Raw genomic sequence first — 25,295 nt, 5'->3', positions numbered from 1 at the left:
CCCGCGACCGGTTCCGGAATCACATGTTGATCATGTGCCCGGCCAGCCCGTGGATCGCCTCCTTGACCGCCTCGCCGAGGGTCGGGTGGGCGTGGACGTTGCGGGCCACCTCGTGCACGGTGAGGTCCCACTGCTGGGCCAGGGTCAGCTCCGGCAGCAGCTCCGTGACCTCGGGCCCGATCAGGTGGGCGCCGAGCAGCTCGCCGTGCTTGCCGTCGCTGATGACCTTGACGAAGCCGATCGGGTGGCCGAGGCCGTGGGCCTTGCCGTTGGCGGTGAACGGGAACTTGGCGACCTTGACGTCGTAGCCGAGCTCGCGGGCCTGCACCTCGGTGTAGCCGAAGCTGGCGATCTGCGGCTGGCAGTAGGTGGCGCGCGGGATCATCGCGAAGTCCAGCTCCATGGTCTCCGCACCGGCGATGGTCTCGGCCGCGATGACGGCCATCGCCTCGGCGGCGTGGGCCAGCATCAGCTTGGCGGTGACGTCACCGATGGCGAAGATGTGCTCGACGTTGGTCCGGCCGCGCCCGTCGACGGCGATCGCACCGCGCTCGGTGAGCCTGACGCCGGTGTTCTCCAGGCCGTAGCCGTTGACGCGCGGCGCGAAGCCGATCGCCTGGAGGACCTTGTCGGCCTCCAGGACCTTCTGCTGCCCGTCCTTGGCGGTGACGGTGACGCGGACCTTGGCCGCCGGGTCCTTGTCGTCGATCGAGTCGACGCGGGTGGAGGTGAGCACCTCGATGCCGAGCTTGCGGTACTGCTTGGCGAGCTCGGCGGAGACCTCGGCGTCCTCCAGCGGCACCATCCGGTCGAGGAACTCGACGATGGTGACCTTCACGCCGTAGTTGTGGAGCACGTAGGCGAACTCGACGCCGATCGCGCCCGCGCCCGCGATGACGATGCTGCCGGGCAGGTCCTCGGTGAGGATCTGCTCCTCGTAGGTGACCACGCGGTCGCTGAGGCCGGTGCCGGGGAGCAGCCGGGTGGAGGCACCGGCGGCGATGATGCAGTGGTCGAAGGTGACGATCTCGAAGCCGCCGCCGTTCAGCGCGACCTGGAGGGTGCGGTCGTCGACGAAGGTGCCGCGGCCGTCGTACTCGGTGATGCCGTTCTTCTTCATCAGGTAGTGGACGCCCTTGACGCGGCCGTCGGCGACGGTGCGGCTGCGCTTGAAGGCCTCGCTGTAGTCGAAGGTGACCTGGCCCTCGATCCTGATACCGAAGGTCTTGGCCTCCTTGGTGACGATGTGCGCGAGCTCGGCGTTGCGCAGCAGTGCCTTGGAGGGGATGCAACCGACGTTGAGACAGACCCCGCCCCAGTACTTCGACTCGATGACGGCGGCCTTCAGGCCGAGCTGGGTCGCGCGGACGGCCGCGGTGTAGCCGCCGGGGCCCGCGCCGAGGACGACGACGTCGTAGTGCGTGCTGCTCATGGTGCTGACTCCTCCGAGGGTGTCACGGTGACGTGATCTCCGTGCCATGGTGTCAGGCGCCCCGGCGTCGCACCCATCGGGCCCCGACCGGCGCCCCGGGCGGTGGGGCGCCCGCGGCCGGGGCGCCCACGACTCCGGCCCGGCCTCCCGTCCGCACGGGGCGGGAGGGGGACCGGGCCGGGTCGGGCGCGGAGGCGGGTGGGGCCTCGGCCCCCTCGGGCAGCAGCCCTCCGGGGCCGGGGCCGGGCCCCGGGTTCCACCGCCGGTACGGTCAGGCCTCGACCTCGTGGGCGTGGCCCTCCTGGAGGCCGCCGCCGCTGCCGGCCTGGCCGTCGGTGTGCTGCGGGGCGACCGGCGCGTACAGCGAGGAGAGGTCCCACGCGTAGGTGCCGACGGCGTTCGCGATCACGGCGATGTTGACGTCGAAGGCGGCGAGGTCGAGGTTCTCCAGGTCGTCGCAGGCCTTGTGGTAGCACTTGTCGAAGGCCACCCCGGCGGTGCCGCCGTAGCGTGCGGCCTGCTCGGCGGTCTTGATCACCTCGGCGCCCGTGTCGGTGCCGCCTGCCGGGATGCCCGCCTCGATGAACGGTCCGTAGTCGGAGCGGCCGGTGAAGTCGGTGCCCTCGTGCGGGACGTCCCAGTCGTCGAGGAAGTCGGTGATGTGGCGTTCGAGCTGCGCGGAGCCGGCCGGGCCGGGGCCCGAGCCGACGTGGTCGGAGTCGTCGCCGTCGTAGACGAACTGGGCGGAGTTGGGCGAGGCGATCATGTCGAAGTTCAGGTAGAGCTTGATCTTCTTCTTCTCGGCCTCGGACAGCGACTTCACGTAGGCCTCGGAGCCCTTGAGGCCGAACTCCTCGGCGGACCACCAGGCGAACTTCACCTTGTTCTTCACCGGCCGGGTGCCGAGGTTCTTCGCGACCTCCAGGATGCCGGCCGAGCCCGAGCCGTTGTCGTTGATGCCGGGCCCGGTCACCACGGAGTCGAGGTGGGAGCCGACGACCACGGTGTTGTCCTCGTCCCCGCCGCGGGTCTCCGCGAAGACGTTCCAGGTCTTGCGCTTCTCCATGAACGTGCGGATGTCCAGGGTGACGGTCACCGGGCCGGCCGCGGCCTTGGCGGCGAGGGCCTCCCCGGCGGCCTGGGAGATGCCGCCGGTCGGGATCCGGCCGGCGGCCGGGTCGCCGAGGGTACCGTTGAGGTCGCCCGCGGTGTTGTTGTAGACGATCGCCCCGGCCGCGCCGGCGTCGGCCGCCGCGGCCGCCTTGACGGCGAAGCTGCACCCGCCGCGGCGGATCAGGGCGACCTTGCCGGTGACCGTGCCGGCGGCGTAGTCGGTGGCCTCGCAGCCGGTCGTGGCATCCACCGGAACGACCGCGAGCCCGGTGGTCAGGCCGCCCGCCGGGCCGCTCACCGAGTAGGTCATGGTCCGCACCGTCAGCTCCTCGGCCTGCGGGGAGACCACGGCGAACCGCTCGGACAGGGCCTGGAAGAAGGTGTACTCGAACTCCTGCTTCGACACCTTCAGGCCGGCCCGGCGGGCCTGCTCGTAGACGTAGCCGGCGGACTGCTCGTGGCCGCGCGCGCCGGCCACCCGGTTGCCGCCGTTGCGGTCGGCGAAGCGCTGGAACGCCTCCAGGGTCTCGAAGGCCTCGTCCGCGCTGCTGTCGTCGACCAGCCGCGCGGCCAGCTTGGCCCCCTTGCGGGCCGGGTCCGAGTCTGCGGTGGCGGTGCCGGTGCCGACCAGCAGCAGCGGGGTCACCAGCGCCGCGACGGCCAGCGCGGCGCCCGCCGTGCGGCGGGCGGTGGCGGCCCGGGGGCGGGGCGTGGCGGCCTGGCGACCGGTCCGAACGTTCAAGGCGAGTCCTTCCGACGGTCCGTGGGACTCCCGATTTGACATGTTCCTCGCCGCCTTGCCAACCCCGGCGCGCAAGCTGACCGGATGCGGACACTCCGGTGCGCGGTGATGCTGGAGGGAGTGGGGCCGTCTCATCCAGGAGTGTGACCACATGTCCATGATGGACAAGCTGAAGCAGATGCTGAAAGGCCACGAGAGCCAGGCCGAGAAGGCCGTCGACAAGGGCGGTGACATGGTCGACGACCGGACGCAGGGCAAGTACAGCGGCCACGTCGACACGGCCCAGGAGAGGGTGAAGGACCAGCTGCGCGACCAGCCGCCCCAGTAGGGCCGCCGTTCCGGCGGTCCCGTCCCGACCGGCGGACCGCTTCCCGGCAGGCCGTCTCCCCCGGTTCGAGGTGTCGTTTTCGGCTCCTCGGACCGGGGTGTCATTTTCGGACTTTACATACTCATTACTATTGATCCGGTTGCGCGTTCGCGTGTCACACGCGGTCAGGCGCCGGCGTTCCTCTGTGCTCCGGCGCGCCCGCGCCACACGCAGCCCCGCGGAGCACCCTGACGAGAGGACAGCCGCCGTGTCGATCCCCCGTGTCCGGACCACCCCGCTGCCCGGTGTCGGCGTCCAGTACGACCTCACCACCCGAGAACAACGGCACCTGTCCGTGATCGCCCACCGGGACGGTGCGCGCAGTCTGAACGTCTACCGCTCGGACGACCCGGACGCCTGCTCCCAGGCGTTCCGGCTCACCGCCGAGGAGTCCGCCGCCCTGGTCGACGCCCTGACGCCCGCTCACCACAGCCCGGGCCTGCTACACACCACCGACCTCGGTCTGGTCGCCGAGCGGCTCCCGGTCGAGGGCGCCTCGTACTGGAACGGGCGGCTGCTCGGCGAGACCCGGATGCGCACCGAGACCGGCGCCTCGATCGTCGCCGTCCTGCGGCGCACCGGCGCCGTGCCCTCCCCCACACCCGACTTCCGGCTGGCCGGCGGCGACATCCTGATCGTCATCGGCACCCGCGAGGGCGTCGACACGGCGGCCGCGATCCTGGATCGGGAGTGATCGGATGCACACCGCCACCGTCTTCATCGAGCTCGGCTCCGTCATCCTCGTCCTCGGCCTGCTCGGGCGGATCGCCGGACGCTACGGCTTCTCCCCGATCCCGCTCTACCTGCTCGGCGGGCTGGCGTTCGGCAAGGGCGGGCTGCTGCCGCTGAGCGCCAGCGAGGAGTTCGTGGCCACCGGCGCCGAGATCGGCGTCGTCCTGCTGCTGCTGATGCTGGGCCTGGAGTACACCGCCGCCGATCTGGTGACCAACCTCAAGGCCCAGTACCCGGCCGGCGCCGTGGACTTCCTGTTCAACGCGACACCCGGGGCGGTGGCCGCGCTGCTGCTCGGCTGGGGCCCGGTGGCGGCGGTGGTGCTGGCCGGGGTGACCTGGATATCGTCCTCGGGGGTCATCGCCAAGGTGCTCGGCGACCTCGGACGGCTCGGCAACCGGGAGACCCCGGTGATCCTCAGCATCCTGGTGCTGGAAGACCTGGCGATGGCGGTCTACCTGCCGATCCTGACCGCGCTGCTGGCCGGCGCGGGCCTGCTCGCGGGCTCCGTCACGCTGGCCATCGCCCTGGCCACGGCCGGCGCGGTGCTCTTCGTCGCCCTCCGCTACGGACGCCTGATCTCGCGGTTCGTCTCGCACGACGACCCGGAGAAGCTGCTGCTGGTGGTCCTCGGGCTGACCCTGCTGGTCGCGGGCATCGCCCAGCAGCTCCAGGTGTCGGCCGCGGTCGGCGCCTTCCTGGTCGGCATCGCCCTGTCCGGCGAGGCCGCGGAGGGCGCGCACATCCTGCTCAGCCCGCTGCGGGACCTCTTCGCCGCGGTGTTCTTCGTGTTCTTCGGTCTCAGCACCGACCCGACCAGCATTCCGCCGGTCCTGCTGCCGGCCCTGCTGCTGGCCGTGGCCACCGCGCTCACCAAGGTCGCGACCGGCTACTGGGCGGCGCGGCGCGCGGGGATCGCCACGCGGGGCCGGTGGCGGGCCGGCGGGGCGCTGGTGTCACGCGGGGAGTTCTCGATCGTCATCGCCGGCCTGGCCGTCACCGCGGGCATCGAGCCCGGCCTCGGCCCGCTGGCGACCGCGTACGTGCTGATCCTGGTGGTCACCGGGCCGCTGGCCGCGCGCTACACGCAACCGGCCGTCGAACGGCTCGGCACGGTGCTGGGACGGCAGCGGTGGGTACCGACCCGCGCGCCCGGCTCGGGGCCCGCGCACCTCCCCGGGCAGGGCGGGGCACCGGCCCAGGAGGCCGGACCGACGGTTCCGGACGCCGAGCAGATCCCGCCCGGCACGCCGACGCCGGGCTCCACGGCGGCCGATTCGGGCCAGACGCTCGACGGGCTGTCGCGCTGACGCCCCGTTCGTTCCCACGTCCGTTCCCGGGGCGGGTCACCGTCGGTGACCCGCCCCGGGGCGTTCCCCGTCCGGCGCGGTGCCCGTGACGCCGTCCGGTCGTCCGTCCGTCCGGTCGTCCGCACCGGCGCGCGCGCCGGGATCCGCGCCGCCGACCGGCCCGGCGCCGGTGCCGCAGTGTTCACAGGGCCCCGGTCCGGGACGCTCCCGCAGGCGCCCGCAGTCCTCGCACACCCGGTCCAGCCAGCAGGCCGGCTCGCCGCCTTCGTCCATGCCGCCGATTCTGCCCGCCGACCCGCTCCGACCGCGAGTAGACAATGTCTACTCGATCTTGGTAGACAGTGTCCATGACCGATCAGGACTCCACCACCGGCCTGCGCGGGCGCCTGGTGACGGCCGGCGTCGAGCTGGTGACCCGCGAGGGCGTGCACGCCCTCACCCTGCGCGAGATCGCCCGCCAGGCCGGCGTCTCGCACGGCGCCCCCCGCCGCCACTTCGCCACCCACGTCGAACTGCTCGCAGCCATCGCCCGGCGCGGCTTCGACGACCTGGCCGCCTCGCTCGGCCTCGCCGGGCCGGCCGCGGACCCTGTCGGAGCAGGTGGCCCCGCCGCCCGGGCGGCGCTCGGCCGGCTGGCCCGCGGCTACCTCGACTTCGCGGCCGCCCAGCCCGGCATGTTCGAGCTGATGTTCCGCCACGACGTGCTGGAGGGCAGCGGCTCCGACCTGCGGCGGACCACCCTGCCGCTCTTCGAGGTCATCGCCCGCCTGGTCGCCGAGGCCCGCCCGGACACCGCGGGCCGCACCGGCGGGCCCGGGCCGTACGCCGCCACCCCGCCCGGCGTCCCGGACCCGGCCGGCGTGCCCGACCCCGTCACCGCCGCGGCGGCGTTCTGGGCCAACCTCCACGGCCTCGCCCAGCTCCGCGCCTGGGGCACCCTGCGGCTCGTCACCGGAACCGACACCCTCGAACCGCTGCTGCGCGCCGCCCTCGACGCCCACCTCGGCCCGGAGCCCCGGTGAACGCGGCCACCCGGCAGCGTCTCACCCTGGCCGGCAGCATCACCGGGGCCGCCGTCGTGGCCCTCGACGGGACGGTGCTCACCGTCGCCCAGCCCAGCCTCCGACGCGACCTCGACGCCTCCCTCTCCGACGTGCAGTGGACCAGCACCGCGTACCTCATCACCGTGGCCAGCCTGCTGGTCTTCGCCGGGCGGCTCGGCGACCGCTACGGACACCAGCGGGTCTTCGCCGTCGGCGTGCTCGGGTTCGCCGCCAGTTCCGCGGGGATCGCCCTGGCGCCCGACATCGGCTGGGTGATCGCCCTGCGGGTCGCCCAGGGAGTGGCCGGCGCACTGCTCCAGCCCGCCACCCTCGGACTGCTGCGGGCCGCCTACCCCGCCGACCGGCTCGGCACGCCGATCGCGCTGCGCACCAGCGCGATCGGCCTGGCGGCCGCCGCCGGCCCGGTCGTCGGCGGTGCGCTGACCACCCACTTCGGCTGGCGGTCCGTCTTCGTCCTCACCGTCCTGCCCGCCGTCGCGGCCGGCGCCGCCGCCCTGTTCGTCCGGCTCCCGCACGCGCCCGGCGACCGCGCCGCCGGGCTGGACCTCCCCGGCGCCGCGCTGCTGGGGGCGACGCTGTCCTGCCTGGCCTTCGCCCTGACCGGGATCCCCGACCGGGGCTGGACGGCCGGCACCTGGCTCGGCCTCGCCGCGGCCGCCGCGCTGGGAGCCGCCTTCCTCCGGCACGAGCGGCGCACCGCGCGCCCGCTGCTGCCACCGGCCGTGATCGGCTCGACCACGGTGACGGCGGCCCTCGGCGTGCTGTCGACCGCCTCGGCCGCGCTCTTCGGCACGATCTTCCTCGGCACCTACTTCCTCCAGGACGTCCTCGCCCTCGACCCGCTCGCGAGCGCGGTGCGGTCCCTGCCACTGGCGGTGGCGATGGTGGCGTCCGCGCCGGCCTCCGCCGTGCTGGCCCGCCGGTACGGTCCGCGCCGTACGGTCGTGGCGGGGATGTCGGCGATCGCGGCCGGGGCCCTGGGGGTCGCCGGGTTCGGACCGACCACCGGCGTGCTCGCGATCGGTGGGGCCTTCCTGCTGCTGGGCGCCGGGTTCGGGACGGTGATGGTCACCGCGACGGCGGCGATCGTCCGTGCCGCCTCGCCGGCCGACGCCGGGGTGGCGGGCGGGCTGCAGCAGACCGCGATGAACATCGGTCCGGCCGTCGGTGTGGCCACCGCGGCCACCCTGACCGCGGGCCATCCGCTGGTCACCGCCCTGGGCCCGGCGCTCTGGGCCCTGGCCGCCACCGCCGCCGCGGGCGCCCTGCTCGCCACCCGCCTGCCGCACGGTCGCACCGCCTGAGGCCCGCCCCGACGCCGGGGGCCGCCGCGGGGGTCACCGCCGGGCGACCCCTGCGGACGGCCCGGCGGACTCCACGGACCCCTCCGGCGGCCCGGCCGGCCGGCGGCGGACCGTCAGGACGTGGAGCAGCACCAGCTGGACGAGCGCGCCGACCGCCGTCCCGGCCCACAGGCCGGCCACCCCGAACGGGCCCGACAGCGCGATGCCGGAGGCGAGTTGCGCCGTGAGGCCGAGCAGCACGGACACCATCAGCGGGCGCCCGGCGCCGACCGCCTGATGGACCCCGCCGAGGGCGACCACCAGCGCGTACGGCAGCAGGTAGAGCCCGGCCATCCGCAGGAATCCGACCGCTTCGCCGGCCACCGCCGGGTCGTCCGTGAAGAGCCGGGCCAGCGGCACCGCCGTGACCGCGCAGAGGACGGCCGCACCGCCGCCGAGCGCGCCGGCCAGCCGGGCGATCACCGTCGCCGCCTTCCTCCACCGCCTCCCCGACCCGGCCCGCCAGGCCGCCGTGCTCCGTCGGCGACTGGCGTTCCTGGACGCGCCGAGCAGCTTCTTCTACGACGCGGACGGCCGACCGGTCGCCGCCGAACAGGAGGACAACCCGTTCCGGCGCGGCATGCTGCTGGTCGCCCGGGCCTCCGGCGCGGCGGAACGGGCCTGGCTCGCGGAGACGATCACCCGGCTGGAGGGCTCCGGTCCGGCGAGGTAGCCGGGCGGCGCCCGCCCGGCGACGCGTGGACGCCAGGACGACGCCCGGGGGTGTCCGCACCGTGACGCGAGGATGAACACGGGGCCCGACCGGCGCGTGCGGAAAGTCCTTCCGCACGACTCCCCGCGGCGCCCGCCCGTCGCTATGATGACGCCCTCGCAGCACGGCCGGTCCGCCCCCGGACCAGGGCACTGCCGCGCGTGAACCGCTCGCCGGGCCCCGCCCGCGCACGCTCCGCCCCGTCCGCAGGGAGACCGCCGTGCCCAGTGCCGACACCGCCGCCGGCCCCGCCGCCACGACCACGGCGGCACCCCGCCCGGCCCCGAGCCGGGACGCCATCCCCGGCTGGTTCTTCCGGCTCGACCAGGAGGCCTTCCGCCACCTGCTCGCCGCCCAGAGCACAGCCGGGCGCACCGGCGACATCCTCGAACTCGGGACCTACCTCGGCCGCAGCGCCGTCCTCCTCGGCGACCACCTGCGGCCGGGCGAGCGGCTGACGGTCTGCGACCTCTTCGACTCCGAGGCCGGCGACGCCGACAACGCCGCCGAGATGACGATGTCGTACCGGACCTCGCTCACCAGGGCCGCGTTCGAGGCGAACTACCTGGCCTTCCACCCGCGGCTGCCGGAGATCGTCCAGGCGCCGACGTCGGTGCTGGCCGACGGCCGGATCCCGGCCGACAGCTGCCGCTTCGTCCACGTCGACGCCTCCCACCTGTACGAGCACGTGGCCGGGGACATCGAGGTGGCGCGGGCGGCACTCGCCGAGGACGGCCTGGTGGTCCTGGACGACTACCGCTCGGAGCACACCCCCGGCGTCTCGGCGGCGGTCTGGCAGGCGGTGTTCACGGGCGGACTGCGGCCGGTGCTGCTCACGCCGATGAAGTTCTACGGGACGTGGGGCGACGCCGAGGCGGTCCGTCGGATCCTGCTGGCCCGGGACTGGCGGGCCGAGGGCTTCACCGTGGACGAGGACACCATCGCCGGGGTGCCGGTCGTCCGGCTGAACAACGCCGTACGGTCGGGCGCGGCGCCGCGGTCGACCCCCCGACGACTGCTGCTCGACCTCCTCCCGCCGGTGGCCACCCGGACGGTTCGACGGGCGCTCCGGGCGCTGCGCGACCGCCGCGCAGGCGGCCGGCCGCGCTGACCTCACGGGCGCGGTCGGCGCCGGCCCTCATCCGGCCGACCGTGCGGGCCCGGTTCCCCGCGCCCGGACACCCCGCCGGTCGATAGGGTCACCCGGTCGCCCCGCTCGGACGGCCGAGCGGGCCGCGCACCGAGGAGGAACCGTGGAGCAGTACCTGCCGGCGGACGAGGAACTGGCGGACGCGCTGCTGGAACTGGCAGTCCCGTTCGACGCGGTGAACGGAGTACTGGCCGCGCGGTCGCGGCTGGCCCGGGACCGCGGCCTGCGGACCGTCTTCGAGGAGATGCTGCACCTCCAGACCACGGCGGTCGGAACGCTCGGACGGCCGTCCGGACTCACCCCCGACTGGCCGGCCGACACCGACGGCGGCGGGTTGCTCTCCACCCTGCTGTTCGTCGCCCTGGCACCGCACACCCGGGCGTACCACCGCACGCTGGGAGTCGCGCCGGAGGTGACCCGGACCACCCTGGCCGATCTCGGCCGGCAGCTCGCGGTGAGCCGGTGGCGCGGACGGCCCACCGGGCTGGGCAGCCCCTCCTGGCTGACACTGCACTTCCGCGGCGAGCTGTTCCAGCTCGGCCGGCTCCAGTTCCAGCGCAGGAGCACGACCGGCAACGGCGGACCGGACGCCCGGGTCACCGAGGCCGCCCGGGCGGCGGGCCTCGGCGAGTGGATCCTCCAGCTGCACGTCCCCGACAGTTCCGGCCCGCTCTCCCCCGGGGCCTGCGACCGCTCGCTGGAGCGGGCCCGGGGGTTCTTCCCCGCCCACTTCCCCGCCGAGCCGTACCGGGCGGCCTGCATCTTCTCCTGGCTGCTGGACCCCCAGCTCGGGCACTACCTGCCCGACGACTCGAACATCGTGCGGTTCCAGCGGCGGTTCGTCCCGCTGCGCCGCCCCGGTGGCCCCCCGGAGCCCGAGGACACCAATCCGCTCCGCTACGTCTTCGGCGACGCCGGGCAGCCCCTCGCCTCGCTCCCCCGCGACACCGCCGTCCAGCGCGCACTCGTCGACCACCTGGGCGCGGGCGGCCACTGGTACGTGATCGGCGGCCGGCTCGCGCTCTGAGCGCCGTCCGCGCCCCATTCTCGGCGAATTCCTCGGATCAATATGACTGCATATCACTCTCGCGAGGGAACTTCGCTTAAAGATTTGCCCACGGAACATTAAAGAGAGCATAGTGATGTTGCCTCAGTTGGCCCTAGGAATGGCCAATTTATGGCAAAGTCCCGTGCGTCCCGCGTGCGGGTCCCGCAAGTGAGGAGATGGCGTTGCGACACGAGAACCTTCACGAGAGCGGCATCGCTGCCGCAAGTCACGGACAGCGGCTGCGCGAGCGGATCGCCACCCCGGGAACGACCCCGCTCATCGGCGTCTACGACATGTACTCCGCATCGATCGCAGCCGAACACTACGACGGAATGTTCGTCTCCGGTTTTGGATTCGCGGCGTCCTACTACGGTCTGCCCGACATCGGATTCATCGCCTGGCCGGACATGGTCGCCTTCGTGGAGCGGCTGCGCGGCGCCTTTCCGCAGCACCACCTGCTGGTCGACATCGACGACGGCTACGTCGATCCCGAGGTGGCCTGCCACGTGGTGCGGCGGCTGGAGCGGATCGGCGCGTCCGGTGTGATCCTGGAGGACCAGAAGCGGCCCCGGCGGTGCGGCCACGCCGACGGCAAGCAGGTCCTCCCGCTCGACGAGTACCTGGAGAAACTGCACCAGGTGCTCGCCACCCGCACCGACCTCGTGGTGGTCGCCCGGACGGACGCCACCGAGGAGGCCGACATCCTCCGGCGGGCGGAGGCGCTCGCCGCCACGGACGCGGACGTCGTCCTCGTCGACGGCGTGCGCAGCGAGGAGTGGATCCGACGGATCCGGCAGGTCGTGGGCGACAAGCCGCTGCTCTTCAACCAGATCGCCGGCGGCAAGTCACCGCGGCTCTCCCTCTCGGAGCTCGGCGATCTGGGGGTCGACGTCGCGATCTACAGCACCCCCTGCCTGTTCGCCGCCCATCAGGCGATGGACGAGGCACTGGCCGGCCTCAAGGGGGCGGACGGCCGGCTCCCGGCCCCGGTCGGGCAGCGGCGCGAGATCGGTGTCCGCGAGTCCACGGAACTGCTGGAGCGGAACATCGCACGGCCGCACGTCCGCGAGGAGGTGGGCGTGTGAAGGGCTTTGGACCGGGCCGACCCGCCCGGCCGCGCCGGGGGCGGCGGCACATGGCCGCCGCCGGACTGGCCGGTGCCTGGGCGGCGCTCGGCTGCGCCGTCCCGGCGGCGGCGGAGCGGAGCCTGATCACCGTGATCGACAACCCCAGGATCGACTCGATCGTCGAGGTGGACCGGACGGCCAACCTCCAGACCGGTCGGGGCTCGGCCGGCAGTGACCACGACGGCGGCGTCGTCCTGGCGACCGGTCTGCTGGGAGTGCCCGCGACGGGCCCGGAGGCGGAGGGAGAGACGTGAACGCGGCCCGTCGGCACCGGGCACCGCCACCGGAGGCGCGGGGCCGCCCGGCACCCGGCGGCGCGGGCCCACCACGGCCCTGGTGGCACGCCCTCGATCCCTACGTGGCGGCCTTGGCCGGGGCGGTGCTGCTCGCCGCACTGCTGCCCGCCACCGGACGGGCCGCGCGCGGCGCCGACCTGGCCTGCGACCTCGCGGTCGGCCTTCTCTTCTTCCTCTACGGCGCCCGGCTGTCGGCCCGCGAGACGGTCGCCGGACTCCGGCACCTGCGGTTGCACGGGCTCGTACTCGTCTGCACCTTCGTCGTGTTCCCTCTGTTCGGGGTCGCCACGGCGATCCTGACGCCCGTCCCGCTCACCGAGCAGGTGCGGGCCGGGGTGCTGTTCCTCTGCCTGGTCCCGTCGACGGTCCAGTCCTCGGTCGCGCTCACCGGCGCCGCGCGGGGCAACGTGCCCGCCGCGATCTGTGCCGGGACGTATTCGAGCCTGGCCGGTCTGGTACTGACCCCGTTGCTGGCGGCCTGGTTGCTCGGCGCCCGCGCCGCCCTGTCGGCGGACGGCCTGGTGCGGATCTGTGCCCAGTTGCTCGCGCCGTTCGTCGTCGGGCAGCTGCTGCGCCCGTGGATCGGCGCCTTCCTGAGCCGCCACCGGCGGGTGCTCACCCCGGTCGACCGGGGCTCGATCCTGCTGGTCGTCTACACGGCGTTCAGCAGCGCGGTGGAACAGGGCATCTGGCACACGGTCACACCCACCGTCCTGCTCGGCCTGGCGGCGGTCCTGGTGCTCCTGCTCGCCACCACCCTCGCCTGCGCCGCGCTGGGCGTCCGGCTCCTGGGGCTGGACCGGGCCTCGGGCATCGCGGCGGTACTCTGCGGTTCGCAGAAGAGCCTGGCCGGCGGGCTGCCGATGGCCACCGTGCTGTTCGGCCCTCAGGCCGGCCTCCTGGTGCTGCCACTGATGATGTACCACCAGCTGCAGCTCGTGGTGGGCACGCTGCTCGCGGGCCGCTGGGCCCGGTCGGCGACGGACGGCCCCACGGCCCCCGCCGTCGAGGAGGAGGCGGTGGGCACCGCTCGGGCCTCACCCGAGCTGGCCTGAGCCGAGCCGGCCTGAGCCGAACGGCCCACCTGTCCCTGTGGACGCCCGCACGCCTCCGTTCCCGCACCCCGGCACCCAGCGCCCCTGCGCGCCTGCCGGTGCGCCCTCCGTCCGGGCACGCCGGCAGGCGACGGGCGAGGTCCGGACCGTACGCCCGGCCCGGACCTCAGGGCAGGTAGTAGGCGCGGTGGTGGGCGGCCACCGGGGCCGACTGGTACGTCCACACCCCCGCGGCGGGCGCCTCGCCCACCAGCCGCGCGAGGTCTCCGACGGCCTCCGCCGTCCGGTCGCCGAGCGTGAGCCGGATCCGTCCGGCGGTGCGGTCGTCGAGCGGGTGGAAACGGTACGGCTGGTGCACCAGGAGCGGCCCGGCCAGCAGCCTGCCCTCCTGGTCGGTGCCGTACCCGGTGATCGGGGTATTCACGACCGGCTCGCCGTCGAGTCCGGCGAGGTCGGCCTCGACCGCGAGGAGTTCCTCGTCATACCGCCGGAGGCGGCGCGGTGCGTCGGCACCGTCCTGTCCGTCCGGACCGTCCGGCCCGTCGTCTCCGTCCGCGGCGTCCGTCCGGTCCGGTTCCAGGGCCGCCCGGCGGCAGGAGAAGGACCAGCGGTCGTGGACGGCGGCCGCGTTGAGCGAGGGCAGCACCGTCACGAACCAGCCGGGGTACTTGGGTTCGGCGTAGAGCCGGGTGCCGGCGTCGATGGCGAGCGGGTTGTCGCAGAGCACGTGGAGGCGGGCGATGCCGAGCAGACCGGTCCGGTCGTAGCCGCGGGCGTACTCGCCGTAGCCGACGGCCGGGAGCCGGTCGGCGGCGTTCCGGGGGTGGGCGATGACGTTGATCTCCACCTCCTCGGTGATGCCGCCGCCGGTGGGGTACTGCGCGAAGTAGAGCTGGTAGTTGAGCGAGACGCACGCCCGGCCACCGAACTCGGCGGCGGCCAGCGCGGGGTGGCGCTTCGCGAGCAGTTCGCGAACGGGCCCCGGCTCGACCAGGTAGTCCACGCCGATGTTGTGCAGGGCTCCGTAGTGGAACGGCAGGTGGTAGGGCTCCGGTACGGGCGGGAGAGGCAGACCGGTCACAGGGACTCCCGAAGGGGTGCGGCCGACGGACGGGCCGAAGGGACGACGGAGGACGGAGAAACGACAGGAACGGCAGCGGGACCGGCAGCGGGAATGACAGGAACAGCGGGCTGCGGTCCGGTCGGCGACGGTGCGGCGAGTGGCGCACCGTCAACGGTCGGTGCCGCAGGCGGCACGGCGGGCGACGGCGCCGAGAGCGTGGCCCGGTCCCGCAGCGCCAGCAGGTCCTGGTGGATCCGGTCGGCGCTGCGCAGCGCGAGCGCGGCCATGGTGAGCGAGGGGTTGGACGTGCCGAGGGAGGGCATGGAGCCGCACCCGACGGCGTAGAGATTGGGGTGTTCCCAGCAGCGTTGCCACTGGTCGACCACGGACGTGGCCGGCGAGTCGCCCATGACGTGGGTGCCGCCGGCGTGGCCGGCGCCGCGGTAGGCGTAGCTGCGGCCCTCGTGCTCCAGCCGGCCGGGCCAGCCCGCGCCCGCCTCGTAGCGGGTGTGGTCCTCGGCACCGAGCAGCGCGAAGAGCTGGTCGGAGACCGCGCGGGCGGAGGCCATGCCGGCCCGGACGTACGGGGAGAGGTCGTAGCGGATCGCCGGGCGCGGCAGGCCCAGGCGGTCCCGGCGGTCGGGGTCGAGGGTGACCCGGTTCGCCGGGTCGGCCGGCTGCTCCAGTTCGAACTGGAGGGAGAACTGACGGCCGAGCCGGTCGCCCAGCCGATGCCGCAGTTCTTTCCCGCGCAGTCCCGCACGGAGCAGCCCCTCGACCTCGACCTGGGGCGGTCCGACGGCCCAGGACCAGCCCCAGTTGCCGATCTCGACCCGGTACGGCGCCCGGCGCGTGCGGGCCGGACCGAAGCGGAAGGACTCCAGCCCACTGGTCGACCCGGGCCCCCGGTAGGGGCCGACGGGCTCGGGCATGAGGCCCCAGGTGAGCAGCGCCGGGTGGTCCATCAGGTTTCGGCCGACCTGGCCGCTTCGTTCGGCGAGGCCGGAGAGGAGCAGCAGCCGGGCGTTCTCGACGGCGTGGGCGGCGAGGACGACGAGGTCGGCCTCCGCGGTGTAGACGGTGCCGTCGGCGAGGTACTCGACACCGGTGGCGCGGCCGGTGCCGTCGACGAGGACCCGGCTCACCACCGCGTCGGTGCGCAGTCGGACCGTGGCCGCCCAGCGGGCCTGGGTGCGCAGCGGCGTGTACTTCGCCCCCGTCGGACAGACCGGGACGCAGCCGGCGCTGCCCCGGCAGAGCGGGCCGTGCCGGTCCCCCGGGCCGGAGGTGCCACCCGGCCGGGCGGTGGTCCGGCCGTTGCGGGCGTGCGGGGTGGCGGTGACGGCGAGCCGGGCGTCCTCGGTCATCGCCGGATCGCGGACGGTCCGGCCGTCGAGGGCGCGGGCGACGGTCCGGTCGAGGTGGCTCGCGGGGATGGCCCGCATCGGGAACGCGTAGTCCTCGGGGACGGGGAGTCCGACCGCGTGGCGCTGTTGCCCGGCGTCGGCGGCGACGCCGAGTTCCTGCTCGGCCTCGCGGTAGTACGGTTCGAGGTCGTGGTAGCCGATCGGCCAGTTGCGGCCGTGTCCGAGGTCGGCGGTGCGGAAGTCCTCGGGGTGCATGCGCGGGGTGAGGCCGGTCCAGAGCAGTCCGGTGCCGCCGTTGGCGCGCAGGTAGCCGCTGGCGTAGGGCAGCGGGCCGTGCTGGACGAGGTGTCCGGTCGCGGTGAAGCCGCCGCCGGGAAGGCCGACGAGGTCGGTGACGTCGGGAGAGGGGGCGTCCTCGCTCAGGGGGTACGGGGAGGTGGGGGCGCCGCCGCCGGCCGCGCGGTACGCGGTGGTGGTCGCGACCGCGTCCGGGACGGGGCGGCCGGCCTCCAGGACGAGGACCCGGTGGCCCTGCGCACCGAGACGGTGGGCGACCAGCGAGCCGGCGAACCCTGCCCCGACCACGATGACGTCCTGGTCCCGGTCTGTCGGTCGGCGGTTCACCGGTCACCGCCGCCGTTCGGGGCTTCGGACCAACTGCCGTGTCCGGGGGCGGTGGAGCCGGGCGGGGCACCGTGAAAGGTCCGCCACATCAGTCCCTGGTCGTAGGCGCGGGGCGAGGAGGGCGGTTCGTCCGGCCAGGCTCCGACGTACCAGAGGCGGAGGAGGGCGTGTTCGTCGCGGGCCCGGTGCGCGAGGAGCGTGCGGTGATGCTCGTCGGCCATACCGGTCGCGCGCAGCTCGGCCTCGTCGAAGCCGGTCAGCTCGGCGGAGACCCGGAGGAAGGCGTCGAAGTCCGCGAGGTCGGCGGGGCCGCCCCCGTCGGAGAGGTGGTCGTGGTCGTCGATCGCTGGCAAACCGGAACCCCCGCGGCGGGCACTGCACGTCCTGGACATGACAGTGCACCCGGCCTGGACGGCCCCGCGCTGTCACGTCGATGCTGCCGCGCGACTCCTCGACCCCGAACCGGCTGTTCGAAACCGGCCGCAGACGTTCGTTCTCCTGCTGTCGACGACCGCTGTCCGACCGATCACTCGCCCTTTCGCACAGGAATATGACCGTTTCACCGACCGCGCCGTCCCCCGGGCGGCGCAGTACAGCGAGCGGGGGCGGCGGGCTGCTGCGATCTTCGGAGCACGCGGCGGGTTGGCCGCGCACGCCTGGCGTCGAGACCTGGAGGCACGGATGTGGCAGGCACCCCCCACCCCCGCCCCCCGTCCGAGCGAGTGGCTGCCGGCCCTGGACATTCCGGCGCCGGGACCGCAGAACCGGCTCACCGTGCTGGTGCGTGTCCTGCTGCTGATCCCGCAGTTCATCGTGGTCTGGGTGCTGTCGGTGGTGGCGTTCCTGGTCGCGGTGGTCGGCTGGTTCGGCGCGCTGGTCCTGGGCCGGCTGCCGGTCTTCGCCGCCGACTACCTCTCCTCGTACGTGCCGTACGAGACCCGGGTGAACGCCTACCTGCTGCTGACGGTCGACCGCTATCCGCCGTTCGCGTTCCGGACCCCGGACTACCCCGTCCAGGTGGAGCTGCGGCCCGGTGAGCTCAACCGGCTCGCGGTGTTCTTCCGGCTGATCCTGGTGATCCCGGCGGCGATCGTCCAGGGCCTGCTCTACGCCGGGTGGTGGGTGGTCGGGTGGATCAGCTGGCTGGTGGTGCTGATCCTGGGGCGGATGCCCCAGCCGCTGTTCGAGGCAACGGCCGCGATCCTGCGCTACCGGATGCGCTACATGGCCTACCTGCTGATGCTCACCTCGGCCTACCCGAAGGGGCTGTTCGGTGACGAGCCCGACGGGCCGGTCCCGGTCCCGGTCGTACCGGCGTCGGGCGCCTCGGCACCGGGCGTCAAGGAACCGGGCACACCGCTGTCCGCACAGGGCGCCGTCGGCCGGGCGCCGGGCGCCCGGGTCTCGGCGACCCGCCCCCTGGTGATGAGCGGCGGCGGGCGGGCGCTGCTGGTGGTCTTCCTCCTGCTCGGCCTGATCTCCGGGGTGACCAGTTCCGTCACCACGAGCTTCACCTCGGACGACGACGACGCCACGTGGTACTCCGGCCCGCCGGCGCCCGGGCCCGCGCTGTCCGGGCCGGTGGTACCCGGACCCGCGACGCCCTGATCCGACGGAGTGCCGGGTCGCCCCGACGTCCGGGCCCGGCCGGCGCCGCACCGACGGCCTGCGCTCCGCCGCCCGGGAGGCGGCGGAGCGCAGGCGACGGCAGAGGTGCGGAAGGGCTAGAAGGTGAGGTTCCAGGCGTCGATCGTGCCGACGTCGCCCGAGGCGCCGTCCTTCACCCGCAACTTCCAGGTACCGGCCGCGAGACTCGCGGAGGCGTTCACCGTGTACGTCTTGACGACGTTGTCGGCGCTGTCGTTGTTCGCGAAGTCCTCCAGCAGGTACACCGTGCCGTCCGGGGCGACCAGGGAGACGACCAGGTCACCGCGGTAGGTGTGCTTGACGTCCACGCCGACCTTGAGGGTGGCGGGGGCGTTGCCGGCGACCCCGGTGACGGCGATCGGGCTCTCCGCGGTCGCGTTGTCGGCGACCGCGACGTCCGTCAGGTTCTCGAAGTACTTCCCGGTCGGCGGGGTGCCGCCGCCGACCGCCTTCAGCGCGTCGACCTGGCCCTCGCCGAAGAAGGCGTTGTTGGGGGTGGTCCCGGTGCAACGGCTGTCGGAGGCCGGGCAGGCCACGTCGTTGGCCTGGGTGGCGAGCCGGGACCGGATGTCGGCCGGGGTGAACGTCGGGTTGGCACCGGCGATCAGCGCCGCCACGCCGGCGACGTGCGGGGAGGCCATCGAGGTACCGCTCTTGCTGCCGTACTTGCCGCCCGGCAGCGTGGAGTAGACGCCGGTGGCGCCGTCCCCGCCCGGCGCGGCGACGTCGATGACGCCCCTGCCGAAGTTGGAGTAGGACGCCTTGCCGGTGCCGCTGGCCATCGCGGCGACGGTCACCACGCCGGGCAGCTCGGTCGGGATGTCGATGCAGGCGTTGGTGATGGTCCGGGTGACCTTGGTCGAGTCGTTGGGGCTCTCGCTGTCGGTCGTCTTGTTGGCCAGGTCGTAGGTGGAGTTGCCCGCGGCGGCGACCTGGAGGGAGCCCTTGCCCTCGGCGTACTCCTGGGCGCGCCGGACGCCCTCGATGATGGCTGCCTGGTCCACGTTGTCCGGGCAGTTGAACTGCCACGGGTCGGTGTAGTAGCTGTTGTTGGTCACCTTGAAGCCGTGGTCACCGGCCCAGACGAAGCCGCAGACGGTGTTCTCGGCGAAGAACAGCGTGCTGGTCGGCTCGGCTATCCGGACCGAGGCGATCTTGACGCCGGGGGCCACGCCGATGACGCCCTTGCCGTTCTTCGCCGCGGCTATGGTGCCGGCGACGTGCGTGCCGTGGGTGTCGACGTCGCGCCAGGCACCGGTACGGGTGTCGGCCTTGCCGTACGCGCAGGAGGCGGAGTCGGCGGCGTCGAAGTTGGGCGCGAGGTCCTGGTGCTGGTCGTCCACGCCGGTGTCCAGCACGCCGACCTTGACCGCGGACGAGCCCGTGGAGACGGCCCAGGCCTGGTCGGCCTTGATCTGGGTCATGTCCCAGCGGTTGCTCTCGGTGAGCGTGGTCGCGGACTGGCCGGGGTTGGCGGGAAGCGCCGGGCTGTAGGCGTCGGCGGGGACGTCCGAGGTCCGGGTCGCACCGACCTGCTGGATTCCGGCCACCCCGCGCAGGGTCGCGGCGAAGGTGCCGGAGGTCGAGTGCGCGACGACGACGCCGATCGCGTCGTAACTCGCGAAGACCGTGCCGCCGTTGGCGGTGACCGCGGTCCTGGCGGCGGCGGTGTCGGCGGGGGCGCTGATGACCAGGTAGGCGCGGGTCCCGGCGGCCCAGCCCGCGGCGATCTGCGGCGCGGTCGCGGCGGCGGGGGCCGCGAGGGCGGTCGTGGTGCCCGGCGCCCCGGCCGGACCGGTGGCCGACTCGGCGGCGAACTTCGCGGAGACGGCGGGGGCGGTGGACGCGGCCGGCGCCGCGGCGGCCAGGGTGGCGGGTGCGGCCAGGGTCGCGGCGGCGAGCAGGGCGAGCGCGGCGGCGGGGCGGCCTGCGCTCCGGGATATCAGGGGTGACACGTGCATCCTCCGATCGACCCGTGCGTGAGGGGATCACACGGGGTTTGAACGCAACATGCCAGAACCGTGAGCATCTGGGGAAGGCTTTGCGCATGACTCGTTGTCACAAACGTGTCAACTTTTGATGTCCCACCGATTGCCCCCGTCCAGCACCCGCCCGAAAACGACCACGCGCCCGCCGGACGGAGGAGGGAGGAAGCCCGGAGGAAGGGCGGAGGAGACGCCTCGGGGGCGGCGGAGGAGGCGGGCGAGAGAGCGGCGGCCGAGCTCCTCGCCCCGACGGGCCCACCCCCGCCGCGGCGTGGCGATTTGACTGATATCTTCGAAAAAGCCCCAATTCTGCGATTGGCCGGAGACACCTCCCGTCCCCCGGCACGACAGGAGCAGGAATGACCGGTGGACCAGAGCCCATCAGCGAGGTCGCCCGCGAGGCACTCCGGCAGGACCTCGCCGACCTGCACATCGAACGCGAGAAGGTCGCCGCCACCCTGCGGAGCGGGGACGAGGTGGGTGATCCGGCGGACCAGGCCGACGAGTTGCAGCGCGCCACGGAGCTCGACCGACTGGACCGCCGGATCGCCGAGATCGACGAACGGCTCCACGGGGCAGCCGTCGCGGGCCGGCCCAGCACCGACGCCGTCGGAGTGGGCAGCACCGTCACGGTCCGGTTCGAGGACGGCACGGAGATGACCGTCCAGGTCGGCGAGGTCGCCGAGGCGCTGGACGAGACGCTGGTCACGGTCGACAGCCCGCTCGGCCACGCGCTGCTCGGCCACCGGGCCGGCGACACCGTCGACTACGAGACGCCCAGAGGGCGGACGGCCGCGGTCGTCCTGTCGATCGGCGCCGAGGACGGCGGGGTGTGACCTGCGGGGCCGAAGGGTCCCCGCACGGCGGAAGGGTGGAGAGCTTTGAGCACCGACAAGGACGAACAGGCCCCCCGGGACTCCGTGGGGCCCGACGGTCCCACGGAGTCCCGGGTCGGGCCCGTGCCGGAGGGGGAGCCGGAGTTCCGTCCCTACCACCACCCCGCCGCCGCCTGGGGCGCGGCCAAGAGCGTGAGCCGTTTCCTGGTCCGCAAGGGATCGCCGGTCGACAGCCCACGGGCCATCATGCGGATGAACCACGAGAACGGCGGATTCGACTGTCCCGGGTGTGCCTGGCCGGACGACACCAAGGGCCTGCACCTGGACATCTGCGAGAACGGGATCAAACACGTCACCTGGGAGATGACCCGCAAGCGGGTCGGCCGCGAGTTCTTCGCCGCGCACTCGGTGACCGAACTGTCCGGGTGGAGCGACTACGACCTGGAGAACCAGGGCCGGCTGACCGAACCGATGGTCTACGACCCCGCCTCGGACCACTACGTCCCGATCGACTGGAAGGACGCGTTCGAGCTGGTCGGCCGCACCCTGCGGGAGCTGGACGACCCGGACCGGGCCGCGTTCTACACCTCCGGCCGGCTCGGCAACGAGGCGACGTTCCTCTACCAGTTGATGGCCCGCGAGCTGGGCACCAACAACCTGCCGGACTGCTCCAACATGTGCCACGAGGCCAGCGGCCGCGCGCTGCAGGCCTCGCTCGGCACCGGGAAGGGAACCGTCGACCTCCAGGACTGGGAGGCCGCCGACGCGCTGTTCATCCTGGGGGTCAACGCCGCCTCCAACGCGCCCCGTATGCTCACCGCCCTCGCCGCGGCGTACCACCGCGGGGCCCGGATCGTGCACGTCAACCCGCTGATCGAGGCGGCGGCCACCCGCACCATCGTCCCCCACGACTTCCTCGACATGGGCCTCTACCGCACGACCCGCACCAGCACCCTGAACCTGCAGCCCCGCATCGGCGGCGACATGGCCCTGCTGCGCGGCATGGCCAAGGCCGTCCTGGAACAGTCCGCCACCGACCCCCGGGCGCTGGACCGGGAGTTCATCGACCGCCACACCGCGGGCTTCGAGGAGTACCGCGCACTGTGCGAGGCCACGGCCTGGGAGGAGATCGAGCGGCAGTCCGGGCTGGTCCGCGCCGACATCCTGGAGGCGGCGCGCGTGTACGGCGAGGCCGACCGCAGCATCGTCAGCTGGTGCCTGGGGCTCACCCAGCACGAGCACGGCGTCGACACCGTCCGGGAGGTCGTCAACCTGCTCCTGCTCCGCGGCAACGTGGGCCGCGAAGGCGCGGGTCCCTCCCCCGTCCGCGGGCACAGCAACGTCCAGGGGAACCGCACCTGCGGCATCGACCACCGCCCCACCGACGAGTTCCTGGACCGCCTCGGCGAGGTCTGCGGGATCCGGCCGCCCCGGAAGCACGGCCTGGACACCGTCGGCACCATCAAGGCGATGCACGGCGGTGGGATCTCGGTGTTCGTCGGCATGGGCGGCAACTTCGCCCTCGCCGCGCCGGACACCCCGTACACCTTCGAGGCGCTGCGGGCCTGTGACCTGACCGTCCAGGTCAGCACCAAGCTGAACCGCAGCCACCTCGTGCACGGTCGCCTGGCCCTCGTCCTGCCGTGCCTGGGCCGGACCGAGAAGGACCATCAGCGCCGCGGCGTGCAGAGCACCTCCGTCGAGGACTCGATGAGCATGGTCCACCTGTCGGTCGGCATGAAGCGGCCCGCGTCCCCGCACCTGCTCTCCGAGCCGGCCATCGTCGCGGGCATGGCCCGTGCCGCCCTGCCCGACAGCGCCACGCCCTGGGAGTGGTACGTCGAGGACTACGACCGGATCCGCGACACGATGTCCCGGGCGCTCGACGGCTTCGAGGACTTCAACCGCCGGGTGCGCCTGCCCCTCGGCTTCCGCATCCGGCAGCCCGCCCGCGAGCTGGTCTTCCTGACGCCGTCCGGGCGCGCGGAGTTCTCCGCCGCCGCCCTGCCCGACGTCGTGCCCGCGCCCGGCACCCTGGCCCTGGGCACCATGCGCTCCCACGACCAGTGGAACACCACCATCTACTCCGACAACGACCGCTACCGGGGCGTCAAGAACCTGCGCACGCTCGTCTTCATGAACCGCGCCGACATGCGCGACCGCGGAATCGCCGACCTCGGTCCCGTCGACATCACCAGCACCGCCAAGGACGGCAGCCGGCGTTCCCTCCACGGCTACCTCGCGATCCCGTACGACATCCCCCGCGGGTGCGCAGCCGGCTACATGCCCGAGATGAACGTGCTCTGCGCGCTCGGCGACTACAGCACGCAGAGCGACCAGCCGATCATGAAGCACGTGAAGGTCACCATCGACCCCGCTTCCTGAGCGGGGCCTCGCAGGGGAGTTCCGCAGGGCCGGCGCGGATCGGACGATCGGTCGGCCGGGTGATCCGCCGATCGGGTGATCGGGGCTGCCCCGGGCGGACATGATGGCGGTGACACCCCCGTGGCACCACCGGACGCGCAGCGAGGCACAGATGACCGACGCACCCGACGCACCCAGGACACCCGGGACACCCGGGGCACCCGACGTGGCCGGCCCCTTCCGGCTCCACCCCGGATCGCCCGACTCCCCCGTGATCCTCCACGTCCCGTACTCCGCCCGAACGGTACCCGCCGACGTCCGCTCCGGAATCGTGCTGGACGACCGGGAGCTCGCCCTCGAACTGGACCACATCACCGACGCGCACACGGCGGAGATCGCCCACCGGGCCGCGCAGGCCGCCGGGTCGACGCCCTGGCGCTTCGTCAACCGGCTTTCCCGGCTGGTCGTCGACCCCGAGAGGTTCCCCGACGAGCGCGAGGAGATGCTCGCGGCCGGCATGGGGGCGGTCTACACCCGGACCACCCACCGCGAGGACCTCCGCCCGGCCGGCTTCGACGGAGGGCCGCTGCTCGACCGCTACTTCCACCCGTACGCGGAGGCGATGACGGCCGCGGTCGCCGGGCGCCTCGCGGCGGTCGGCCGCGCGGTGGTCGTCGACGTCCACTCGTACCCGACGAAGGCCCTGCCGTACGAGCTCCACGGCGACGGCCCCCGGCCGCCGATCTGCCTGGGCACCGACGCCCGCCACACGCCCGCCCCGGTGCTCGACGCGGCGCAGCGGGCGTTCGCGGGCTTCGGCGGTACCGGCCTCGACAGCCCCTTCGCGGGGACGTACGTGCCGCTGCGGTACTACGGCGGGACGGCGGACGTCAGCGCGCTCATGGTGGAGATCCGCCGCGACCTCTACATGGACGAGCCCGGCGGGGCGGCCGGGCCGGGCCTGGACGCGCTCGCGGCAGCCCTGGCCCGACTCGTCGACCTGGTCTCCGTCTGACGCCGGGGTCAGCCCCGCAGACGGGCGGTCAGGACCTCCACCACGGCGGCGCGCTGGTCGGCGAGGTAGAAGTGGCCGCCGGGGAACACGTTCAGGTCGAAGCCGCCGGTGGTGTGGGCCGCCCAGCCGCGGACCTGGTCGAGCGTCGCGCGCGGGTCGGCGTCGCCGGTCAGTGCGGTCACCGGCAGGGAGACCGTCGCGTCCGGCGCGGCGCAGTACGTCTCGATGGCCGTGTAGTCGCCGCGCAGTGACGGCAGGATCAGTTCCCGCACCTCGGGGTCGGCCAGGACGCGCTCGTCGGTGCCGCCGAGCCTGCCGACCTCGGCGAGCAGGCCGTCGTCGTCCAGCAGGTGGACCGTCGAGTCCCGGGGCACGGAGGGCGCGCGGCTGCCGGAGACGCAGAGCCGCACCGGTCCGGCCACCCCGTCGCGCTCGAAGCGGCGCGCCACCTCGAAGGCGACGGACGCGCCCATGCTGTGCCCGAAGAGGGTGAGCGGGCGGTCCGCCCAGCCCAGCAGCGCCTGGTAGGCCCGGTCCGCGAGGACGGCCAGCGAGTCGACCGCAGGCTCCCCGAACCGGTTCTGCCGGCCCGGGTACTGGACGGCGAGCACGTCCGCGTAGGGCGAGAGGGCGGCCGACCACTCCAGGAAGTAGCCGGCCGACCCGCCCGCGTGCGGGAAGATCACGACCCGTGCGGGCGCCGCGTCGACGGGGTGGAAGCGGCGGAACCAGAGGCTCTCGGTGACGGCGGTGTGGCCGGGCATGCGGGGGCTCCCTCTCGGCGGACGGATCGGTCGGTGATCTCTCTCCCCAGTCTCCCCACCCGACCACCCCCGCCACCAGATCATCAGCCGGAGCGGCGCCGTGACGGCTGCCACTTCCGCGCGCCGCCGGATCCCCGGC

At 73.6% G+C, this 25,295-nt stretch carries 23 protein-coding genes; 15 read left to right on the top strand and 8 right to left on the bottom strand.

The features are described 5' to 3' along the window. Positions 1–19: 19 nt before the first annotated feature. Positions 20–1,432 (bottom strand): dihydrolipoyl dehydrogenase, encoded by a 1,413-nt coding sequence (lpdA, locus tag PUR56_RS25180; RefSeq protein WP_329950570.1) that lies wholly within the window; start codon positions 1,430–1,432, stop codon positions 20–22. Between the two features lie 271 nt (positions 1,433–1,703). Beyond that, entirely contained in the window at positions 1,704–3,209 is a 1,506-nt protein-coding gene (locus PUR56_RS25175; RefSeq protein WP_443034562.1) for a M28 family peptidase, read from the bottom strand. Between the two features lie 229 nt (positions 3,210–3,438). Here PUR56_RS25175 and PUR56_RS25170 point away from each other — a divergent pair, with 229 nt between their 5' ends. The 5 genes from PUR56_RS25170 to PUR56_RS25150 all read left to right on the top strand — a co-directional run bounded on the left by PUR56_RS25170 (position 3,439) and on the right by PUR56_RS25150 (position 8,064). Beyond that, entirely contained in the window at positions 3,439–3,615 is a 177-nt protein-coding gene (locus PUR56_RS25170) for an antitoxin (RefSeq protein ID WP_329875774.1), read from the top strand. A gap of 247 nt (positions 3,616–3,862) precedes the next feature. Continuing rightward, entirely contained in the window at positions 3,863–4,348 is a 486-nt protein-coding gene (locus PUR56_RS25165) for a cation:proton antiporter regulatory subunit (protein WP_329950568.1), read from the top strand. A gap of 4 nt (positions 4,349–4,352) precedes the next feature. Then, positions 4,353–5,696 (top strand): cation:proton antiporter, encoded by a 1,344-nt coding sequence (locus PUR56_RS25160; RefSeq protein ID WP_329950567.1) that lies wholly within the window; start codon positions 4,353–4,355, stop codon positions 5,694–5,696. Between the two features lie 347 nt (positions 5,697–6,043). Next, positions 6,044–6,718 carry a TetR/AcrR family transcriptional regulator gene (locus PUR56_RS25155; RefSeq protein WP_329950566.1) on the top strand — a complete coding sequence of 225 codons (675 nt, stop codon included), beginning with the start codon at positions 6,044–6,046 and terminating at the stop codon, positions 6,716–6,718. Continuing rightward, positions 6,715–8,064: an MFS transporter gene (locus PUR56_RS25150; RefSeq protein WP_329950565.1), complete on the top strand. Its 1,350-nt coding sequence runs from the start codon at positions 6,715–6,717 to the stop codon at positions 8,062–8,064. Before PUR56_RS25155 ends, PUR56_RS25150 begins: the two co-directional genes overlap by 4 nt. Positions 8,065–8,097: 33 nt before the next feature. On the opposite strand, the gene PUR56_RS25145 is transcribed toward PUR56_RS25150, so the two are convergent. After that, a complete protein-coding gene (locus tag PUR56_RS25145) occupies positions 8,098–8,526 on the bottom strand; it encodes an MATE family efflux transporter (RefSeq protein WP_443034561.1) in 429 nt (142 codons plus the stop codon). Between the two features lie 49 nt (positions 8,527–8,575). On the opposite strand from PUR56_RS25145, the gene PUR56_RS25140 reads away from it, so the two are divergent. From PUR56_RS25140 to PUR56_RS25115, 6 genes are all read left to right on the top strand, one after another. Next, positions 8,576–8,776 carry a hypothetical protein gene (locus PUR56_RS25140; RefSeq protein WP_443034560.1) on the top strand — a complete coding sequence of 67 codons (201 nt, stop codon included), beginning with the start codon at positions 8,576–8,578 and terminating at the stop codon, positions 8,774–8,776. A gap of 259 nt (positions 8,777–9,035) precedes the next feature. After that, positions 9,036–9,926, top strand: coding sequence for a class I SAM-dependent methyltransferase (locus PUR56_RS25135; RefSeq protein ID WP_329950564.1), 891 nt, complete (start codon positions 9,036–9,038; stop codon positions 9,924–9,926). A gap of 142 nt (positions 9,927–10,068) precedes the next feature. Further along, complete coding sequence (locus tag PUR56_RS25130) at positions 10,069–10,992, top strand: acyltransferase domain-containing protein (RefSeq protein ID WP_329875762.1); 924 nt, start codon at positions 10,069–10,071, stop codon at positions 10,990–10,992. Between the two features lie 197 nt (positions 10,993–11,189). Next, positions 11,190–12,098, top strand: coding sequence for an isocitrate lyase/PEP mutase family protein (locus PUR56_RS25125; protein WP_329950563.1), 909 nt, complete (start codon positions 11,190–11,192; stop codon positions 12,096–12,098). After that, the gene (locus tag PUR56_RS25120) at positions 12,095–12,394 is read left to right on the top strand and encodes a hypothetical protein (protein ID WP_329875758.1); all 300 of its coding nucleotides are present in this window, start codon (positions 12,095–12,097) and stop codon (positions 12,392–12,394) included. Before PUR56_RS25125 ends, PUR56_RS25120 begins: the two co-directional genes overlap by 4 nt. A 104-nt stretch (positions 12,395–12,498) precedes the next feature. After that, positions 12,499–13,491, top strand: coding sequence for a bile acid:sodium symporter family protein (locus PUR56_RS25115; protein WP_329950562.1), 993 nt, complete (start codon positions 12,499–12,501; stop codon positions 13,489–13,491). A 166-nt stretch (positions 13,492–13,657) separates the two neighbouring features. Here PUR56_RS25115 and PUR56_RS25110 read toward each other — a convergent pair whose 3' ends face one another. The 3 genes from PUR56_RS25110 to PUR56_RS25100 are packed head-to-tail and all read right to left on the bottom strand — an operon-like array spanning position 13,658 to position 16,898. Beyond that, positions 13,658–14,572, bottom strand: a complete 915-nt coding sequence (locus PUR56_RS25110; protein WP_329950561.1) for a hypothetical protein — start codon at positions 14,570–14,572, stop codon at positions 13,658–13,660. Further along, positions 14,569–16,506, bottom strand: a complete 1,938-nt coding sequence (locus tag PUR56_RS25105; RefSeq protein WP_329950560.1) for a GMC family oxidoreductase — start codon at positions 16,504–16,506, stop codon at positions 14,569–14,571. Before PUR56_RS25105 ends, PUR56_RS25110 begins: the two co-directional genes overlap by 4 nt. Before the next feature lie 35 nt (positions 16,507–16,541). Further along, on the bottom strand, positions 16,542–16,898 hold the full coding sequence (locus PUR56_RS25100) for a hypothetical protein (RefSeq protein WP_329950559.1): 357 nt from the start codon (positions 16,896–16,898) through the stop codon (positions 16,542–16,544). A gap of 328 nt (positions 16,899–17,226) precedes the next feature. Here PUR56_RS25100 and PUR56_RS25095 point away from each other — a divergent pair, with 328 nt between their 5' ends. After that, positions 17,227–18,153 carry a DUF4389 domain-containing protein gene (locus PUR56_RS25095; RefSeq protein WP_329875749.1) on the top strand — a complete coding sequence of 309 codons (927 nt, stop codon included), beginning with the start codon at positions 17,227–17,229 and terminating at the stop codon, positions 18,151–18,153. A gap of 116 nt (positions 18,154–18,269) precedes the next feature. Here PUR56_RS25095 and PUR56_RS25090 read toward each other — a convergent pair whose 3' ends face one another. Beyond that, positions 18,270–20,153: a S8 family peptidase gene (locus PUR56_RS25090; RefSeq protein ID WP_380364704.1), complete on the bottom strand. Its 1,884-nt coding sequence runs from the start codon at positions 20,151–20,153 to the stop codon at positions 18,270–18,272. A 383-nt stretch (positions 20,154–20,536) separates the two neighbouring features. Between PUR56_RS25090 and PUR56_RS25085 the strand changes: the two genes are divergently transcribed. The 3 genes from PUR56_RS25085 (at position 20,537) to PUR56_RS25075 (ending at position 24,392) form a co-directional block, all read left to right on the top strand. Continuing rightward, the gene (locus PUR56_RS25085; RefSeq protein ID WP_329875747.1) at positions 20,537–21,013 is read left to right on the top strand and encodes a GreA/GreB family elongation factor; all 477 of its coding nucleotides are present in this window, start codon (positions 20,537–20,539) and stop codon (positions 21,011–21,013) included. Between the two features lie 45 nt (positions 21,014–21,058). Continuing rightward, positions 21,059–23,398, top strand: a complete 2,340-nt coding sequence (locus tag PUR56_RS25080; protein ID WP_443034559.1) for an FdhF/YdeP family oxidoreductase — start codon at positions 21,059–21,061, stop codon at positions 23,396–23,398. Positions 23,399–23,549: 151 nt separating this feature from the next. Then, on the top strand, positions 23,550–24,392 hold the full coding sequence (locus PUR56_RS25075) for an N-formylglutamate amidohydrolase (RefSeq protein WP_329950558.1): 843 nt from the start codon (positions 23,550–23,552) through the stop codon (positions 24,390–24,392). 8 nt (positions 24,393–24,400) lie between these two features. On the opposite strand, the gene PUR56_RS25070 is transcribed toward PUR56_RS25075, so the two are convergent. Next, the gene (locus tag PUR56_RS25070) at positions 24,401–25,156 is read right to left on the bottom strand and encodes a thioesterase II family protein (RefSeq protein ID WP_329875743.1); all 756 of its coding nucleotides are present in this window, start codon (positions 25,154–25,156) and stop codon (positions 24,401–24,403) included. Positions 25,157–25,295: the final 139 nt, after the last annotated feature.

Source organism: Streptomyces sp. BE303 (assembly GCF_036290945.1).
Lineage (GTDB): Bacteria > Actinomycetota > Actinomycetes > Streptomycetales > Streptomycetaceae > Kitasatospora.
The sequence above is the reverse complement of the archived record's forward strand: the minus strand, read 5'-3'. Positions and strand labels throughout refer to the sequence as shown.